A 16600-nucleotide genomic window follows, 5' to 3' on the forward strand; every position below is an offset into this window, starting at 1 on the left:
ACCCCTTGACCGGCGCCCCTGCGGCCGCCGGACGCGGCCCGGGTGGGGTGGGGGCCGGTTGGCCCGGAGGGTCTTGTTGTGGGCAGGATGTAACCGGCCCCCACCTCGCGAGGCGGGGCCGTGGCGGTCCGACCGACGGGGGCGGGCCGATGGGGGCGGACACCGGTGACGGCGCGCGATTAGGCTGAGCGTCGGCGCGGCGTCGTGGTGGGCGCCGGACCAGTGTTCGACAGACCAGGAGGACCAGTGAGCGGCGATCGGAACGAGAGGCGCGGCGGGACGTGGGACGTCCCGACGGACGATCAGTCCGACGCGGAGCCCGAACTGACGGGCGAGTTCACCATCGACTACACCCCACCGGCCTGGTACACGCAGGGCTCCGCCCCGGCGGCGCCGACCGCGCCGGTTCCCGGCCTGCCCGAGGGCAGCGGTTTCGAGCCCCACCGGCCGACCGAACCGGACTCGCCCTCGACGACGCGGCCGGCACCGCCGGCACCGCGCCGCCCGGCCGAGCCCGAGGACGCGCCCGCCGCCGGTCCGGCTCCCTTCCAGGCTCCGATCTACCGGAACGAGGCCCCGGCCGACGCCGCGCCCGTACCCTTCCCCTTCCAGGCACCGGCACCGGCACCGAGCACACCGGAACCGGAGGCCATGCCCGCGCCCGCGCCCGCGCCGTTCCAGGCTCCGATCTACCGGAGCGAAGCCCCGGCCGACGCCGCTCCCGTACCCGCGCCGTTCCAGGCACCGGCACCGAGCACACCCGAGCCCGAGGCCACACCCGCGCCGTTCCAGGCACCGATCTACCAGAGCCAGCCCCCGGCCGAAGCGGCGCCCGCGCCGATCGCCCCGGCCCCGGTCAACCCGGTGCCGCCGGCTCCCGCGCCCGCGCCGGTCCATGCCGCGCCCGAGGCGAGCGCGCCCTCGGGCGACGCCGGTGCCGCTCCCGTGCGTACCCCCACTCCCGCGGAGGGGACCCCCGTACCTCCCGCGGAGCGGGCGCAGACCCCGTTCGAGGGATCCGCCCCGGCGGCCGGGCCCGCCGAACTGCCCGCGCTGCCGCCCACGTTCCCGGCCTCGGGCGCACCGCAGGACGGGTACGGGTTCCCGCCCGCACCCCCGGCGCCCGTACAGCCCGTGGTGCAGCCCGTGCAGCCCGTGCAGCCCGTGCAGCCCGCTGACGGATACGGGTTCCCGCCCGCGCAACCCCAGCCGGCCGATCCCCAGAACGGGTACGGGTTCCCGCCGCCCCAGCCCCAGCCCCAGCCCCAGCCCCAGCCCGCCGACGCCCCCAACGGCTACGGGTTCCCGCCGCAGCCCCAGCCGCAGGCCCCGTACGTCGATCCCCGCACCGGCGCCCAGTGGCCCGCCGGGGCACAACCGCAGCCGCCGTACCCGCAGCCGCAGCCGCAGGCCCACCCCCAGCACCCGTACCCGCAGGGCCCCGGCCCCGACCCCCGCTACGCGCCCGGCCAGCCCACCGGCGGGGCGCCGCTCGGGTACACCGCCGCCGTCGAGCTGTCCTCGGACCGCCTGATCCGCGGCAAGCAGAAGGCCAAGAGCGGCGGCAACCCGGCCGCCGGCGGCATCTTCCGCTTCGGCGGCAAGGCGGCCGAAGCGGAGCGCCAGCGCAAGCTGGAGCTGATCCGCACCCCGGTGATGTCCTGCTACCGCATCGCCGTGATCAGCCTCAAGGGCGGCGTCGGCAAGACCACGACCACCACCGCCCTCGGCGCCACCCTCGCCACCGAGCGCCAGGACAAGATCCTGGCCATCGACGCGAACCCCGACGCCGGCACCCTCGGCCGCCGCGTGCGCCGCGAGACCGGGGCGACGATCCGCGACCTGGTCCAGGCGATCCCGTACCTCAACTCGTACATGGACATCCGGCGGTTCACCTCCCAGGCCCCGTCGGGCCTGGAGATCATCGCCAACGACGTGGACCCGGCCGTCTCGACGACCTTCAACGACGAGGACTACCGCCGCGTCATAGAGACGCTCGGCCGCCAGTACCCGATCATCCTCACCGACTCGGGCACCGGCCTGCTCTACTCCGCCATGCGCGGGGTCCTGGACCTGGCCGATCAGCTGATCATCATCTCGACCCCGTCCGTGGACGGCGCGAGCAGCGCCAGCACCACGCTCGACTGGCTCTCCGCACACGGGTACGCCGACCTCGTCTCGCGCTCCCTCACCGTCATCTCCGGGGTCCGCGAGACCGCCAAGATGATCAAGGTCGAGGACATCGTGCAGCACTTCGAGACCCGCTGCCGCGGCGTCGTCGTGGTGCCCTTCGACGAGCACCTCGCGGCCGGCGCCGAGGTCGACCTCGACATGATGCGCCCCAAGACGCGCGAGGCGTACTTCAACCTCTCCGCGATGGTCGCCGAGGACTTCATCCGCGCGCAGCAGGCCCCCCAGGGCCACTGGGGCCAGCCGCAGCAGCCCCAGCACCCGCAGCCCGGCCAGCCGCAGCAGCAGCAGCAGCCACAGCACGGGCACCCGCAGCCGCACCCGCAGCCGCCGCAGCAACCGCAGGGCGGCCAGCCCCCGTACCAGCAGCCCCCGCAGCCGTACGGCCAGCCCTACCCCCAGCCCGGCGCCCCCTGGCCGCAGCAGCAGCCCCCGCAGCAGCCCGGCCAGCCCCCGCGCGACCCGCGCCTCGGCTGACGGCAACGCGAAGGGCCCGTACCGTGATCGCGTGATCGGTACGGGCCCTTCGTCGTTCTCCGCGCACAGCGCGACACAGCATGGCGTAGCGCGGCGCGTCAGCGCAGGCCGTCGTACGCCTCCGTCAGCACCCGCGCCCGCTTCACGTCGTCCGCGATGGCCTCCAGCAGCCCGTCCAGGGACTCGAACTTCGCCATCCCCCGCACGTACGCGAGGAAGTCGACGGCCACGTGCATCCCGTACAGGTCCAGCCCGACCCGGTCGATCGCGTACGCCTCCACGGTCCGCTCGGTGGCGTCGAACTGCACGTTCGTACCCACCGAGATCGCCGCGGGCATCCGCTCGCCGTCCGCCGTGAGCCACCCCGCGTACACCCCGTCCGCCGGGATCGCGGTGTGCGGCTGCGTCTCGACGTTCGCCGTCGGGTAGCCGAGCTCGCGCCCGCGCTGCGCACCGCGCACCACGACGCCCTCGACCCGGTGCGGCCGCCCCAGGATCTCGGCCGCGCCCTCCATGTCGCCCTCGGCGACGAGCCGGCGCGCCAGCGTCGAGGAGAACGGCACTCCGCCGCCCGCCTCGCCGCGCTCCACCAGGTCCACGACGTCGACCTCGTAGTCGTAGGTGGTGCCGAGCTCGCGCAGGAAGTCGACGTTTCCGGCGGCCCGGTGGCCGAAGCGGAAGTTGGGGCCCTCGATGACGGCGCGCGCGTGCAGCTTGTCGACGAGCACCTTCACGATGAAGTCGGCCGGGGACAGCTGCGAGAACTCCGCCGTGAACGGCAGGACCAGCAGCGCGTCCACACCGAGTCCGGCCATCAGTTCGGCGCGCCGGTCGTACGGGGCGAGGATCGGCGGGTGGCTGCCGGGGCGGACGACCTCGCTGGGGTGCGGGCTGAAGGTGACGACGACCGACGGTACGCCGAGCTCGCGGGCCTTGGCCACGGCCCGCCCGATGATCAGCTGGTGGCCCCGGTGCACACCGTCGTAGGAGCCGATGGTGACGACGCTGCGTCCCCAGTCCTGGGGGATGTCCTCCAAGCCACGCCAGCGCTGCACTGTGACCGCTCCTCGCCCGAACCGTGTAGTCCCTGTACTGATTGCCGATTGCAGGTCTAAGACTGCCATGCCGGTGGCCGGTGCCCATCATCGGCGTCTGGCCGGGACTTGTCCCGTGTCCGCACCGCACCGCGGCCCGGGCCTCCGCGGCCGAGGGTCTCCACGGTGCGGCGCGCGCCCGGCCCCGGCAGCGCCGCCGCCTCGGCGGCCGCCTCCGCCAGCCACTGGGCGACCAGCACGCCGAAGGCCGGCCGCGCCCGGGCCAGCTCCACGGTCCGCCGCTCGAACACCGCGGGCCCGCCCGGCACCCGCAGCAGCTGCCGCCCGGTGCGCCGCAGCAGCTCCCGCGTACGGGCCTCGGCGCGCCCGGCGGCCCCCGCGGCGACCCCGCCGAGGAACGCGTCGAGCACCGCCGGGTCGGTCTCCTCGCGCAGCAGTACGTCGGCCAGCTCGCCCCGCAGCGTGCACGAGGGCTCCCCGCCGGGCGCGGCCAGCACCTCCGCCCGCTCCGCCCGGACCGCCACCGGGCCGCAGCGCAGCAGGTCCAGCACCAGCGGACGGAGCACGGGGGCGGCGGCCAGGCCCTGTTCGAGCCTCCGGTCCACGAACGCGGCGGCGTGCGGTGCGTCCTGCGGGCTGCGCGCGAGGTGCTCCCGTACGAGGTCGCCCGCGCGGCGCGCCAGCCCCGGCGTGGTCAGCGCGGCCAGCGCACGCACCACCTCCCCGTCGGCCCGGGCCCGCAGGGCGGCGAACACCGCGTCCGGGTCGGGCAGTACGGGCAGCGCGGCGACCAGCGCCGAGGCGGGCAGCCGCGATCCGCGGTCGGGGTCGCGGAAGCAGGCGAGGGCGTCGGGCAGGTAGCGGGCGCGCACCTGCGCGTCGCGCAGCAGCATCCCGAGGGCGCTGCCGTGCAGGGTGGCATCGCCGGGGCGGGAGAGCAGCGTCCGGGCGGCGTGGCGCAGCAGCTCGCGGTCGGCGGGCGTGCGGGGCGGTGGCGAGCCCGTAGGCGGCGGCAGCGACGCGCCGCCCGGGGCGCTCGTCGTGGGCCCAGCGGTCGGCGGCCCGGCACAGCGCGGAGGGCTCGTCCTGCGCGAGCACCGTGAGCAGCTCGTCGGCGCGGGGGTGCGCGGCGGTGACGAGGGCCTCGGTGAGGTCGTCCACGGCGAAGCGGCGGTGGGTGTGCGGGAGCGCCTGGGCGGCGGTGGCGACGGTGGCTCCGGGGCGGCCGAGCAGCCGCCGCTCGTCGGTGAACCAGGCGCAGAGCAGGGGCTGTACGAGCCGGGGGTCGCGGACGAGGCGGCGACCCGCGGCGGCGAGGTAGCGGTGGTCGCTGGGGAGCATCCGGCGGAGCAGGTCGAGGCGGTCGGACTCGGGCAGGCGCAGCCGGTTCCAGAACCAGCCGCCGAACTCCTCCTGACGGCGGGCGTGGGCGATGTGCTCGGCCAGGGCGTGCAGGACGGGCAGGAACGGCCGGGCGGTGGGGGCGCGCAGCAGGGTCTCGTGCAGCAGCCGCGAAGGCGTCCAGTTCGGCGGCGACGGCCGGCCGGTCCACCGGCTCGGGGCGGCGGGACGCGAAGGCGGCGCCGAGGGTGGTTCCGGTGAGTTCGAGTGCGCCGGCGAGGTTCAGGTCCCGGCCGTAGCCCGGCACGGTGGCGGCGTTGCGCCCGAGCAGCGCGGAGAGGGGCCCGTCCGGATCGGCGGCGGAGGCGGCCGCCAGCGGCACGGCGAAGCCGCCGGAGCGGTGCTCCGCCTGCAGAGCGGTGCCCAGCACCGCGAGCACCGCTCCGGTCCCGGCGTCCAGCACCGGTCCCCCGCAGGCCTCCCCGCCGAGGCGGAGCGCGTCCTGCCCGTCGGTCCCGATGGCCAGCTCCAGCGCCGCCGGCAGCAGGTGGAAGCGGTCCGTCGCCGTGTAGGTGACCTCCGCGGGACCGGGCACCCGCGCCTGGCGCCATCCCCGCGCGGGCAGCCGTACGTACGTCCCGGGCGCGACGGTCCCCCGTACCGCCACCGGCAGCGGCCGGACCCCGAGCCCGTCGGTCCGTACCAGTGCCAGCCCGTACTCGGGCAGCGCCGTCACGTCCGAGGCCTCCGCGAGCCAGGTCCGCTCCCCCGGGCCGTGCAGCACCACCCGGGTCAGCCCGTCCACGGTCTCGTGGCTGGTGACCACCGTCCCGCAGTCGTCGGCGACGAAGCCGCTGCCGCGCGGCCGACCGGCGAGATCGCAGATCCTGACCAGCTCCGCGGAGACCCCGGCCAGCCCGGCCAGCCCGGCCAGCCCGTCCAGCCCGTCCAGCCCGTCGACCCGGGTCGCCCCGTCCGCGTCCGCCATCCCCGCACCACTTTCGCCACGCCCCCGCCCCGCCCGTGCTCACGACGGTAGGCACGTGAAGATCAGCGGGAAAAGCACGCGAGGTGAAAGCGCCCCCTTACGCTCCCTCCATTCACTCCGAGCGCCTGCTCTGACGGGTGAATACGGGCGTCCGGGTGGATAGAGACCTACCCGAGGGGGGTCGTGGAGCGGTGAGCAGCAGTCGATGTGCGCTCACCGCTCCACGTCAATCAGACGTCAGGCGGACATGCCGGGCAGCAGACGTCCGGCGACAGACCTTGGATCAGACGAAGACCGCGAGGGACTTCGCCTTGCCGCCCTTGCTCTCCACGAGGCCGAGCAGTTCCCCCTGGGGCCCGTAGACCGCCACGGTCTGGCCGACGGGGTAGGCGTCCGGCATCTCCAGCCGCACGCCGTTGCCCAGCAGCGACGCCCGGCGGGCGTCCAGGTCCCAGCGCGGAAAGGCCGCCGCTGCCGCCTCGCCGATCGGCATGACGGTCAGCTCCTCCTGGAGCTGGTCGAGCGTCCGCGCCCGGTCGATCTTGTACGGGCCCACGCGCGTGCGCCGCAGCGCCGTCAGATGCCCGCCCACGCCGAGGCCTGCGCCCAGGTCACGGGCGAGGGCGCGGATGTACGTACCGCTGGAGCAGACGACGGAGACGATGAGGTCGACGACCTTGGTGCCGTCCTCGGCCTCCGCCTCCCGCATGTCGTACACCTGGAACGAGGAGACGGTCACCGGCCGGGCCGGGATCTCGAACTCCTCGCCGTCGCGGGCGCGCTTGTACGAGCGCACGCCCTTGATCTTGATGGCGCTGACCTTGGACGGGACCTGCATGATCGCGCCGGACAGCTTGGCGATGCCCTCGTCCACGGCCTCCCGGGTGACCCCGGAGGCGTCCGTGGAGGAGATGATCTCGCCCTCGGCGTCGTCCGTCAGGGTGTCCTGGCCCAGCCGGATCGTGCCGAGGTACTCCTTCTCCGTGAGCGCGAGGTGGCCGAGCAGCTTGGTGGCCTTCTCGACACCCAGCACCAGGACACCCGTCGCCATCGGGTCGAGCGTGCCGGCGTGGCCGACGCGGCGGGTCTTGGCGATCCCGCGCATCTTGGCGACCACGTCGTGCGAAGTGAAACCGGACGGCTTGTCGACGATGACAAGTCCGTCCGGAGTCTTCCCTGCGTTGTCGCTCATTCCGCGGCTGCGTCCTCGTCGTCGTCCTCGTCGCCCGGCTTCTTGTACGGGTCGGCTTCGCCGGCGTACTTCGCGCCGGAGGACACCTCGCGCACCTGGGCGTCGGAGGCGCGCGCCTTGTCGAGGAGGTCCTCGATGGTCTTCGCGTTCTCCGGGAGGGCGTCCGCCACGAAGGTCAGGGTGGGCGTGAACTTGGTTCCCGCCGCCCGGCCGACCGCGGAACGCAGTACGCCCTTGGCGCTCTCCAGGCCCGCTGCCGCGCTGGCCCGGTCCTCGTCGTCACCGTAAACCGTGTAGAAGACCGTGGCCTCCCGCAGGTCGCCGGTGACCCGGGTGTCCGTGATGGTCACGTGCGTACCGAGGCGGGGGTCCTTGACACCACGCTGCAGCTTCTCGGCCACCACCTCCCGGATGAGGTCCGCCAGCTTCTTCGCCCGCGCATTGTCGGCCACTGGTCCGTCTCCTTCTTTGTCTTGCAGTCAGTCTTCATCACCGTGGATCCGCCGTCGTACCGACAGCAGCTCCACTTCCGGACGTGCCGCGACCAGCCGCTCGCAGCGGTCCAGTACATCCGAGAGGAACCCCGCGTCCCCACTCACCAGAGCGACCCCTAGACGGGCCCTGCGGTGCAGGTCCTGGTCGCCCACTTCAGCCGCGCTCACGGAGAACTTGCGCTGGAGCTCGGCCACGATGGGCCGGACGACGGAGCGTTTCTCCTTCAGCGAGTGAACGTCGCCGAGGAGCAGATCGAAGGACAGAGTCCCCACGTACATGCAGTTCCGGATATCCCGCCGGTGCGGGTTCGGTGGCCTGCCACGCCATCGCTTGGCAGGGTCACCAGAACCGTACACGCAACGGCCGGGGCCGATCGACGGATATTCCGCCGACCGGCCCCGGTACTACGAGTTACGACACGGTGCGAACCGCCTCGCGCTTACGCGCGGGGCTTCTCGCGCATCTCGTACGTCGCGATGACGTCGTCGATCTTGATGTCGTTGTAGCTGCCGAGGTTGATACCGCCCTCGAAGCCTTCGCGGATCTCGGTGACGTCGTCCTTGAAGCGGCGCAGACCGGAGATGTTGAGGTTCTCCGCGATGACCTTGCCATCGCGCAGCAGGCGCGCCTTGGTGTTGCGCTTGACCTCGCCGGAGCGGATGAGAACACCCGCGATGTTGCCCAGCTTGGACGAGCGGAAGATCTCGCGGACCTCCGCCGTACCGAGCTCGACCTCTTCGTACTCCGGCTTGAGGAGACCCTTCAGGGCCGCCTCGATCTCCTCGATGGCCTGGTAGATCACCGAGTAGTAGCGGACGTCGACACCCTCGCGGTCCGCCATCTGCGCGGCACGGCCGGCCGCACGGACGTTGTAACCGATGACGATGGCGTCGGAGCCCATCGCCAGCGAGATGTCGGACTCGGTGACCGCACCCACACCGCGGTGCAGGACCCGGATGTCGACCTCTTCACCGACGTCGAGCTGGAGCAGCGAGGACTCGAGAGCCTCGACCGCACCGGACGCGTCGCCCTTGATGATGAGGTTGAGTTCCTGGACCAGACCGGCCTTGAGCACGGAGTCGAGGTCCTCGAGGGACACGCGACGGACGCGCTTGGCGAAGTTGGCGTTGCGCTCACGTGCAGCACGCTTCTCGGCGATCTGACGGGCCGTACGGTCCTCGTCGACGACGAGGAAGTTGTCGCCGGCGCCGGGGACGTTGGTGAGACCCAGGACCAGGACGGGGGTCGACGGACCCGCTTCCTCGACGTTGTTGCCCTTGTCGTCGAGCATGGCGCGCACTCGGCCGTAGGCGTCGCCCACGACCATGGTGTCGCCGACGCGGAGGGTACCGCGCTGGACGAGGACGGTGGCAACGGCACCGCGGCCGCGGTCGAGGTGGGACTCGATCGCAATACCCTGAGCGTCCTGCTCCGGGTTGGCGCGCAGGTCGAGCGAGGCGTCGGCGGTGAGGACGACGGCCTCGAGCAGGGAGTCGATGTGCAGACCCTGCTTGGCGGAGATGTCGACGAACATCGTGTCGCCGCCGTACTCCTCGGCGACCAGACCGAACTCGGTGAGCTGACCGCGCACCTTGACCGGGTCGGCACCTTCGACGTCGATCTTGTTGACCGCGACGACGATCGGGACGCCGGCGGCCTTGGCGTGGTTGAGCGCCTCGATCGTCTGCGGCATGACGCCGTCGTTGGCCGCGACCACGAGGATCGCGATGTCGGTCGACTTCGCACCACGGGCACGCATGGCGGTGAACGCCTCGTGACCCGGGGTGTCGATGAAGGTGATCTTGCGCTCTTCACCGTTGACCTCGGTACCGACCTGGTAGGCACCGATGTGCTGCGTGATGCCGCCGGCCTCGCCCGCAACGACGTTCGTCTTGCGGATGGCGTCGAGCAGTCGGGTCTTACCGTGGTCGACGTGACCCATGACGGTCACGACCGGCGGACGCGCGACGAGGAACTCCTCGCCACCCTCGTCCTCGCCGAACTCGATGTCGAAGCCCTCGAGGAGCTCGCGGTCCTCTTCCTCCGGGCTGACGATCTGAACGACGTAGTTCATCTCGCCGGCCAGCATCTCGAGCGTCTCGTCGGAGACGGACTGCGTGGCAGTGACCATCTCGCCGAGGTTCATCATCACGGCGACGAGCGACGCCGGGTTGGCGTTGATCTTCTCCGCGAAGTCGGTGAGGGACGCACCGCGCGACAGGCGAACGGTCTCGCCCTGGCCGCGAGGCAGCATCACGCCGCCGACGGACGGGGCCTGCATGGCCTCGTACTCCTGGCGCCTCTGACGCTTCGACTTGCGACCACGACGGGCCGGACCGCCGGGACGGCCGAAGGCACCCTGCGTGCCACCACGGGCACCGGGACCACCGGGACGCCCGCCGAAGCCGGGACGACCGCCGCCACCGGCACCGGCCGGACCGCCACCGAAGCCACCGCCACCGGGACGGGGGCCACCGAAGCCGCCACCGCCGCCGGGACGCGAGCCCGGACCGGCCGGACGGCCGGCGAAGCCGCCGCCCGCGGGACGGCCAGCGCCGCCACCGGGACGCGCGCCACCCGCACCGGGACCACGGCCACCGGGGCCGCCACCGGGACGGGGACCGGGACCACCGGCAGCGGGACGCTGCGGCATCATGCCCGGGTTGGGACGGTTACCACCGGGAGCGCCGCCGGGACGCGGGGCACCACCCTGCGGACGGGGCATGCCGCCCGGGGTCGGACGACCAGCGCCCTGGCCCTGCGGGCGCGGAGCGCCGCCGGGACCGCCCTGCGGACGGGGAGCACCCTGGCCGCCGCCGGCGCCGGGGGCACCGGGACGGGGAGCGCCGGCCGGACGGGGCGCCTGGGGGCGCGCCATGCCGGTGGAGCCACCAGAGGTGAACGGGTTGTTGCCCGGACGGGGACCGGCCGGACGGGCACCCTGCGGACGCGGGGCCGAGGAGCCGGGTGCACCGGCGGGCCGCTGCGTCTGGGCACCGGAAGCGGTACCGGCCGGGCGCGGGGCGCCGGGACGGGCGCCGGCCTGGCCACCCTGACCCTGCGCCGGACGCTGCTGCGCCGGACGGGGGCCGGGAGCCGCGGCGGCGGGCCGCTCGGTGCGCGCCGGGGCGGCCGGAGCCGCCGGAGGCGCGGAGAACTCGGTCGCCACGGGAGCCGCCGGAGCGGGCTTCGGGGCGGCCGGGGCCTTCGGACCGGGACGCGGGCCGGAGGCGGCCGGGGTCACCGGGGCTGCGGGCGCCGCGGCGGCCGGAGCCTCTGCGACGACCGGCTTGGGGGCCGGTGCGCCGGGCTTCGGCGCAGCGGGACGTGCAACGGCACCCGGGGTCGGGGCCCCGGGCTTGGCGGGCGCTGCCTTGCGGGGCGCGCCCGGCTTCGCAGCGGACTTGCCGGCGTTGCCGCCGGGCCCCTGCAGTGCGTCGGTCAACTTGCGCACAACCGGCGCCTCGATCGTCGAGGACGCCGAACGGACGAACTCACCGAGTTCTTGGAGCTTGGCCATGACGACCTTGCTCTCAACTCCGAACTCCTTGGCGAGTTCATATACCCGGACCTTAGCCACTTCGCTCCTTTTAGGTCCGGGTTACGCCGGACCGTTGCTACTTCATGGGCGTACTCATCGCGTACTCATCGAGTGCTCATCGCAATCTCGACCTACTTCCAACTCGCGAGGTACCTGACCGCACGGGGTATCCGTGCCGTTCTACGTCTTACGGTGTCGCCTCGGCCTGAACGGCCAGGACTTTGCGCAGTTCCGTCGTGTCGAGCGCTCCGGTGGACCGTAGGGCCCGGGGAAATGCTCGGCGGCGGACCGCCTGGTCGAGGCAGACCACGGCAGGGTGCACGTAGGCACCCCGGCCGGGCAGCGTACCGCGAGGATCGGCGACGCATTCGTCACTGATCGCCACGATGCGCAGCAGATCGTTCTTGGCCGCTCGCTCCCGACACCCCACACAGGTGCGTTCGGGGCATGCGCGGGCTTGCGTCCGGCCAGACACGCCTTAAGTCTACCTCCCCGTAGCGACCTCACCCCTTCAGGTGAAAAATCGAACGGATGTTGTCGTGATCCTTACGTCGCGGCCTGCCGCCCAAACCTCGGCGGCGGGCGGCCGCGCCCGTGCCAGGACCCGGTTGTGGTCCTGTCTACCGCCCGGACAGCCCCGGGCGGTACCGGTTTTATTCCCCGCGGCGGTCGCGGTCGCGGTCCCGGTCCCGGTCGCTGTCGCGATCCCGGTCCCGGTCACGGTCCTCGTCCGGCGCCGTCTCGGTGTCGGGACGGATGTCGATGCGCCAGCCGGTGAGGCGGGCGGCGAGGCGGGCGTTCTGGCCCTCCTTGCCGATGGCCAGCGACAGCTGGTAGTCCGGCACGGTCACCCGGGCGGAGCGGGTGTCCCAGTCGACGACCTCGACCTTGCTCACCCGGGCGGGTGACAGCGCGTTCGCGACCATCTCCGCCGGGTCGTCCGACCAGTCGACGATGTCGATCTTCTCACCATGCAGCTCGGCCATCACGTTGCGCACGCGGCTGCCCATCGGCCCGATGCAGGCGCCCTTCGGGTTGAGGCCCGAGCGGGTGGACCGTACGGCGATCTTGCTGCGGTGACCGGCCTCACGGGCGATCGCGCAGATCTCGACGCTGCCGTCGGCGATCTCCGGGACCTCCAGCGCGAACAGCTTCTTCACCAGGTTGGGGTGGGTGCGCGAGAGGGTCACGGACGGACCGCGGACACCCTTCGCCACCCGCACGACGTACGCCTTGATGCGGATGCCGTGCGTGTACTCCTCGCCGGGGACCTGCTCCTGCACCGGCAGGATGGCCTCGAGCTTGCCGATGTCGACGAGGACGTTCTTGGGGTCCTTGCCCTGCTGCACGACGCCGGTGATGACGTCGCCCTCACGGCCGGCGAACTCGCCGAAGGTCAGGTCGTCCTCGGCATCGCGCAGACGCTGCAGGATCACCTGCTTGGCGGTCGTCGCGGCGATCCGGCCGAAGTCCGACGGGGTGTCGTCGAACTCCTTGGCCTCCTGACCCTCTTCCAGGTCCCGCGGGTCCTCCGTCGCCCAAACGACGACGTGGCCATTGGTGCGGTCCAGCTCCACGCGTGCGCGCCGGAAGCTTCCCTCGGTGCGGTGGTACGCGATGAGGAGGGCCGACTCGATCGCCTCGACGAGCAGGTCGAAGGAGATCTCCTTCTCCCGGACCAGACCCCGCAGGGCACTCATGTCGATGTCCACGGCTACGCCTCCTCTTCCTTCTTGTCCTTGCGGTTGAACTCGATCTCGACACGCGCCTTGGCGATGTCGGTGAATGCGATGCGGCGGGCGGTCGCCTTGCGGCCCTTCACGCCCGGTACTTCGAGGTCCATGCCCTCGTCGTCGACTTCCAGAATGCGGGCGATCAGTTCCCCGCCCGGCTCCAGCTGGAACTTCACGAGACGGCCGATCGCCCGTACGTAGTGACGGTGCTCGGTCAGCGGGCGGTCCGCGCCCGGCGAGCTCACTTCGAGGACGTACTCGTCCTCACCCATCACGTCGGTTTCGTCGAGCCGGTCGGAGACCTCGCGACTCAGCTCCGCACACGCGTCCAGTTCCACGCCCTCGTCGGAGTCCACGATGATGCGCAGCATCCGGCGCTTGCCCGCCTTGGACATCTCGATGTCCTCGAGGTCCAGTCCCTTGGCGGCGACGAGCGGCTCCAGCAGTCCGCGCAGCCTGTCGCTCTGGGTGGTGCTCATCCGGGTGACTCCTCGGCCGCGTGTGCTGTTGTGGTTTCCGTCGTGTGTCAGGTGAAAGGGTATCCGGTCGCGGAGGGTGTTGCCGTCCGCCCTGTGGACGGGGCCCCGGGTACGGTGATCACACCCTGCCCCGCCACCACCCCGAGGACGTCCCCGTGCCCTGGACCATGCCCGTGCGGCCCCGGCCCTCGCGAAGGAGCCTGCTCGCCGGCGCCGCCGGTGTGGCCGGCGCCGTGCTGCTCACCGGCTGCTCCGACGGGAGCCCGGCCGAGGAGGACTTCGGGATTCCACTCGAACGGCGGATGCGCGAGACGGCCGTCCGTGACAGTGAGCGGCTGCTGGAACGTTACGACGCCACCACCGCCGCGCATCCGGCCCTGGCGCAGCGCCTCGGTCCGCTGCGCGCGGCCGTCGCCGCACACGCCGCCGCCCTGGCCGTGGAGGGCCCGGAAGCGCGTCCGGGCTCCGGGGCCGGGTCCGGGCCGGGGTCCGGAGCCCGTCCGAACGGGAAGGCCTCCGCCGCGCCGGCCGGCAGCGCCGCCCCGGCCGCGGCGCCGAGCGGCGAGCCCGTGCCGCCGAAGCCCGCCGACGCCCTGACCGAACTCGCGGACGCCGAGCGGAGCCTGGCCGAGGCGCGGACGATCTCACTGGCCGGCGCACCCGGGGAGCTGGCCCGGATGCTGGCCTCGGTGGCCGCCTGCGGCCACGTACACGCGTACCTGCTGACCTCGGCCCCCGGAGGGACCCCGTGAGCCCCGAGCCCACCCCCGCGAGCCGCTCCCTGGAGGCCGCGCAGTCCGCGCTCGCCGCCGAGCACGCGGCCGCGTACGGCTACGGCGTGATCGGCGCCCGGGCCACCGCCGCCCGCCAGGGCGAGGCCCGGGAGGCGTACGGCGAGCACCTCGCCCGCCGCGACGCACTGGCCCGCACGGTGCGCGAGATGGGTGGTTCGCCCCGCCCGGCGGAGGCCGCGTACACCCTGCCGTTCCCGTTGCGCGCGCCCGGCGACGCCGAGCGGCTGGCCGCCGAGATCGAGGACCGGGTGGCGGGCGCGTACTCCGATCTGGTGCGTGCCGCGGAGGGCCCGCTGCGCCGCGAGGCGGCCGACGCGCTGAGCGCCGCGGCCGTGCGGGCCGCACGCTGGCGCGGTGTCGGCGTAGCCTTCCCTGGGCTCACGGAAAAGCGCTGAACGAGCCCAGCACAGCTGAAAGGGACCACGCACGCATGGCTTTCGAACCGCCGCAGCGGCTTGTACGGGCGCTCGGCGAGATGCCGGAATCGGCTCAGGACACCGACTGGCTGGGGCAGTTGCCCGAACGGGCCGAGGCCGCGCTGGCCCGGCGTGAGGTCCAGGCCCAGCGGGTGCAGGCCCCGGGCGGACGCAGCAGCCTCCTCCTGCTCGTCCGCTACGCCGACGGCACCCCGGCCGCGCTGAAGCTGGCGCCGCCGTCCGCCCGTCCCGACCGGGAGCTGGCCGCGCTGGCGCACTGGGCCGGATTCGGAGCGGTACGGGTCCTCGACTCGCGGCACCACGAAGAGGACGGGGGGCTGCTGCTGGAGCGGCTGCACCCCGAGGTCTCGCTGCGGTCCCTGCCCGAGGCGAAGGCGCTGCTGGAGGCCAGCGGGACCCTGCGCCGGCTGTGGGTGGCCGCGCCGGGGGGCCATGTCTGGGAGACGGTGGAGGAGCGCACCTCCCGGCAGACGGAGGCCCTGCGCAAGGCCGAGCCGGAGACCGGGGAACTGGCGGCCGTCGCCCTCGCCGTGCACGCGGAGCTGACCGCGGTACCCGGCGAGGAACTGCTGCTGCACGGGAACTTCCGGCAGGGCAAGGTGCTCGCGGGCGACCGGGCCCCGTGGCTGGCGGTGGGTCCTGACCCGCTGGTCGGTGAGCGGGCGTACGACCTGGCGCGGCTGGTACGGGACCGGCTGGAGGACCAGGTCGCCTCCTCGGCGGGGGCGGCGGGGGCCCGGCGCCGGGTGAACAAACTGGCCGACTCCCTGGAGGTGGACCGGGACCGGCTGCGCGGCTGGACGCTGTTCCGGGCGGTCGAGTCGGGGAACCGGGCGCTGGCGGCGGGGCGGCGGCGGGAGGCGGAGCTGCTGCTGGAGTTCGCGGGCTGGTTGTAGGGCATACCGTAGGTAAGAAGGTATGTCCGGCAGGGGGCCGCCATGGTCGAGGAACTGCTGACAGCGGCAATCGCCGCCGGTGTGGGCATCGCGGTGTACATGGGAGCCGCGGCCCGGGTGGTGAAGCAGTACGAGCGGGGCTTGGTCTTCCGCTTCGGTCGGCTGCGCGAGAGCATCCGGGCGCCTGGTTTCACCGTGATCGTCCCCGGTGTGGACCGCCTGCGCAAAGTGAACATGCAGATCGTGACGCTGCCGGTGCCGGCCCAGGAGGGCATCACCCGGGACAACGTGACCGTGCGGGTGGACGCGGTCGTGTACTTCAAGGTCGTCGACCCGGCGAGCGCGATCGTGGCGGTGGAGGACTACCGCTTCGCCGTGTCGCAGATGGCGCAGACCTCGCTGCGGTCGATCATCGGAAAGTCGGACCTGGACGACCTGCTGTCCAACCGGGAGATGCTCAACCAAGGCCTGGAGCTGATGATCGACAGTCCGGCGGTGGGGTGGGGCGTGCAGATCGACCGGGTCGAGATCAAGGACGTCTCGCTCCCGGAGACGATGAAGCGGTCGATGGCCCGGCAGGCGGAGGCGGACCGGGAGCGGCGGGCGCGGGTGATCAACGCGGACGCCGAGCTCCAGGCCTCGCACAAGCTGGCGGAGGCCGCCGCGGTGATGTCGGACCAGCCGGCGGCGTTGCAGCTGCGGCTGCTCCAGACGGTGGTCGCGGTGGCGGCGGAGAAGAACTCCACCCTGGTCCTCCCCTTCCCGGTGGAACTCCTCCGCTTCCTGGAACGCGCGACCCCCGGCCCGGCGGAGACCCCGCCCTTGGCCGTCCCGGCCCCGGACGAGGCCCCCTCTTTGTCGGCCCCGGACCCGGAGGAACCGGACCCGGAGGAACCGGACCCGGAGGAACCGGACCCGGAGGAACCGGACCCCTGACCTGCGGCCCCGCGTCCCTGGGGCTCCGCAAACGCCGACGGTGCCG

General features: G+C 73.1%; 15 protein-coding genes. 6 read left to right on the top strand and 9 right to left on the bottom strand.

Annotation, left to right across the window (positions count from 1 at the left end; genetic code table 11):
• The first annotated feature begins 246 nt into the window (after nt 1-246).
• Nucleotides 247-2667 carry an SCO5717 family growth-regulating ATPase gene (locus ACFWB8_RS06355; protein WP_385223252.1) on the top strand — a complete coding sequence of 807 codons (2421 nt, stop codon included), beginning with the start codon at nt 247-249 and terminating at the stop codon, nt 2665-2667.
• A 98-nt stretch (nt 2668-2765) separates the two neighbouring features.
• On the opposite strand, the gene ACFWB8_RS06360 is transcribed toward ACFWB8_RS06355, so the two are convergent.
• The gene (locus ACFWB8_RS06360) at nt 2766-3722 is read right to left on the bottom strand and encodes a bifunctional riboflavin kinase/FAD synthetase (protein WP_385223254.1); all 957 of its coding nucleotides are present in this window, start codon (nt 3720-3722) and stop codon (nt 2766-2768) included.
• Nucleotides 3723-3778: 56 nt separating this feature from the next.
• A complete protein-coding gene (locus ACFWB8_RS06365) occupies nt 3779-4615 on the bottom strand; it encodes a hypothetical protein (protein ID WP_385223256.1) in 837 nt (278 codons plus the stop codon).
• 22 nt (nt 4616-4637) lie between these two features.
• Here ACFWB8_RS06365 and ACFWB8_RS06370 point away from each other — a divergent pair, with 22 nt between their 5' ends.
• On the top strand, nt 4638-5324 hold the full coding sequence (locus tag ACFWB8_RS06370) for a hypothetical protein (protein ID WP_385223258.1): 687 nt from the start codon (nt 4638-4640) through the stop codon (nt 5322-5324).
• A gap of 1010 nt (nt 5325-6334) precedes the next feature.
• On the opposite strand, the gene truB is transcribed toward ACFWB8_RS06370, so the two are convergent.
• From truB to rimP, 7 genes are all read right to left on the bottom strand, one after another.
• Entirely contained in the window at nt 6335-7243 is a 909-nt protein-coding gene (gene truB / locus ACFWB8_RS06375; protein WP_385223260.1) for a tRNA pseudouridine(55) synthase TruB, read from the bottom strand.
• Nucleotides 7240-7695: a 30S ribosome-binding factor RbfA gene (gene rbfA, locus ACFWB8_RS06380; protein WP_356879343.1), complete on the bottom strand. Its 456-nt coding sequence runs from the start codon at nt 7693-7695 to the stop codon at nt 7240-7242. The genes truB and rbfA overlap by 4 nt, the downstream gene beginning before the upstream one ends.
• A 27-nt stretch (nt 7696-7722) precedes the next feature.
• A complete protein-coding gene (locus tag ACFWB8_RS06385) occupies nt 7723-8016 on the bottom strand; it encodes a DUF503 domain-containing protein (protein WP_385223262.1) in 294 nt (97 codons plus the stop codon).
• A gap of 161 nt (nt 8017-8177) precedes the next feature.
• Nucleotides 8178-11318, bottom strand: coding sequence for a translation initiation factor IF-2 (gene infB, locus ACFWB8_RS06390; RefSeq protein WP_385223264.1), 3141 nt, complete (start codon nt 11316-11318; stop codon nt 8178-8180).
• Nucleotides 11319-11466: 148 nt separating this feature from the next.
• The gene (locus ACFWB8_RS06395; protein ID WP_385223266.1) at nt 11467-11754 is read right to left on the bottom strand and encodes a YlxR family protein; all 288 of its coding nucleotides are present in this window, start codon (nt 11752-11754) and stop codon (nt 11467-11469) included.
• A 178-nt stretch (nt 11755-11932) separates the two neighbouring features.
• A complete protein-coding gene (nusA, locus tag ACFWB8_RS06400; RefSeq protein ID WP_385223268.1) occupies nt 11933-12991 on the bottom strand; it encodes a transcription termination factor NusA in 1059 nt (352 codons plus the stop codon).
• Between the two features lie 2 nt (nt 12992-12993).
• On the bottom strand, nt 12994-13491 hold the full coding sequence (gene rimP / locus ACFWB8_RS06405; protein WP_385223270.1) for a ribosome maturation factor RimP: 498 nt from the start codon (nt 13489-13491) through the stop codon (nt 12994-12996).
• Between the two features lie 155 nt (nt 13492-13646).
• Between rimP and ACFWB8_RS06410 the strand changes: the two genes are divergently transcribed.
• The 4 genes from ACFWB8_RS06410 to ACFWB8_RS06425 are packed head-to-tail and all read left to right on the top strand — an operon-like array spanning nt 13647 to nt 16554.
• Complete coding sequence (locus ACFWB8_RS06410) at nt 13647-14243, top strand: hypothetical protein (protein ID WP_385223272.1); 597 nt, start codon at nt 13647-13649, stop codon at nt 14241-14243.
• Entirely contained in the window at nt 14240-14680 is a 441-nt protein-coding gene (locus tag ACFWB8_RS06415; RefSeq protein ID WP_385223274.1) for a ferritin-like domain-containing protein, read from the top strand. The genes ACFWB8_RS06410 and ACFWB8_RS06415 overlap by 4 nt, the downstream gene beginning before the upstream one ends.
• Nucleotides 14681-14715: 35 nt before the next feature.
• Nucleotides 14716-15618: an aminoglycoside phosphotransferase family protein gene (locus ACFWB8_RS06420; protein ID WP_385223276.1), complete on the top strand. Its 903-nt coding sequence runs from the start codon at nt 14716-14718 to the stop codon at nt 15616-15618.
• Nucleotides 15619-15660: 42 nt separating this feature from the next.
• Nucleotides 15661-16554: a slipin family protein gene (locus tag ACFWB8_RS06425; RefSeq protein ID WP_385223278.1), complete on the top strand. Its 894-nt coding sequence runs from the start codon at nt 15661-15663 to the stop codon at nt 16552-16554.
• The last annotated feature ends 46 nt before the right edge of the window (nt 16555-16600 follow it).

The sequence above is a fragment of the Streptomyces sp. NPDC060031 genome (assembly GCF_042736805.1).
Classification (GTDB): Bacteria; Actinomycetota; Actinomycetes; order Streptomycetales; family Streptomycetaceae; genus Streptomyces.

Excerpts from the sequence above, each read along its gene's own strand:
- ACFWB8_RS06425 (WP_385223278.1), top strand. The coding sequence starts at position 15,661 with ATGGTCGAGGAACTGCTGACAGCGGCAATCGCCGCCGGTGTGGGCATC.
- rimP (WP_385223270.1), bottom strand. The coding sequence starts at position 13,491 with ATGAGCACCACCCAGAGCGACAGGCTGCGCGGACTGCTGGAGCCGCTC.
- truB (WP_385223260.1), bottom strand. The coding sequence starts at position 7,243 with ATGAGCGACAACGCAGGGAAGACTCCGGACGGACTTGTCATCGTCGAC.
- ACFWB8_RS06420 (WP_385223276.1), top strand. The coding sequence starts at position 14,716 with ATGGCTTTCGAACCGCCGCAGCGGCTTGTACGGGCGCTCGGCGAGATG.
- ACFWB8_RS06385 (WP_385223262.1), bottom strand. The coding sequence starts at position 8,016 with ATGTACGTGGGGACTCTGTCCTTCGATCTGCTCCTCGGCGACGTTCAC.
- ACFWB8_RS06365 (WP_385223256.1), bottom strand. The coding sequence starts at position 4,615 with ATGCTGCTGCGCGACGCGCAGGTGCGCGCCCGCTACCTGCCCGACGCC.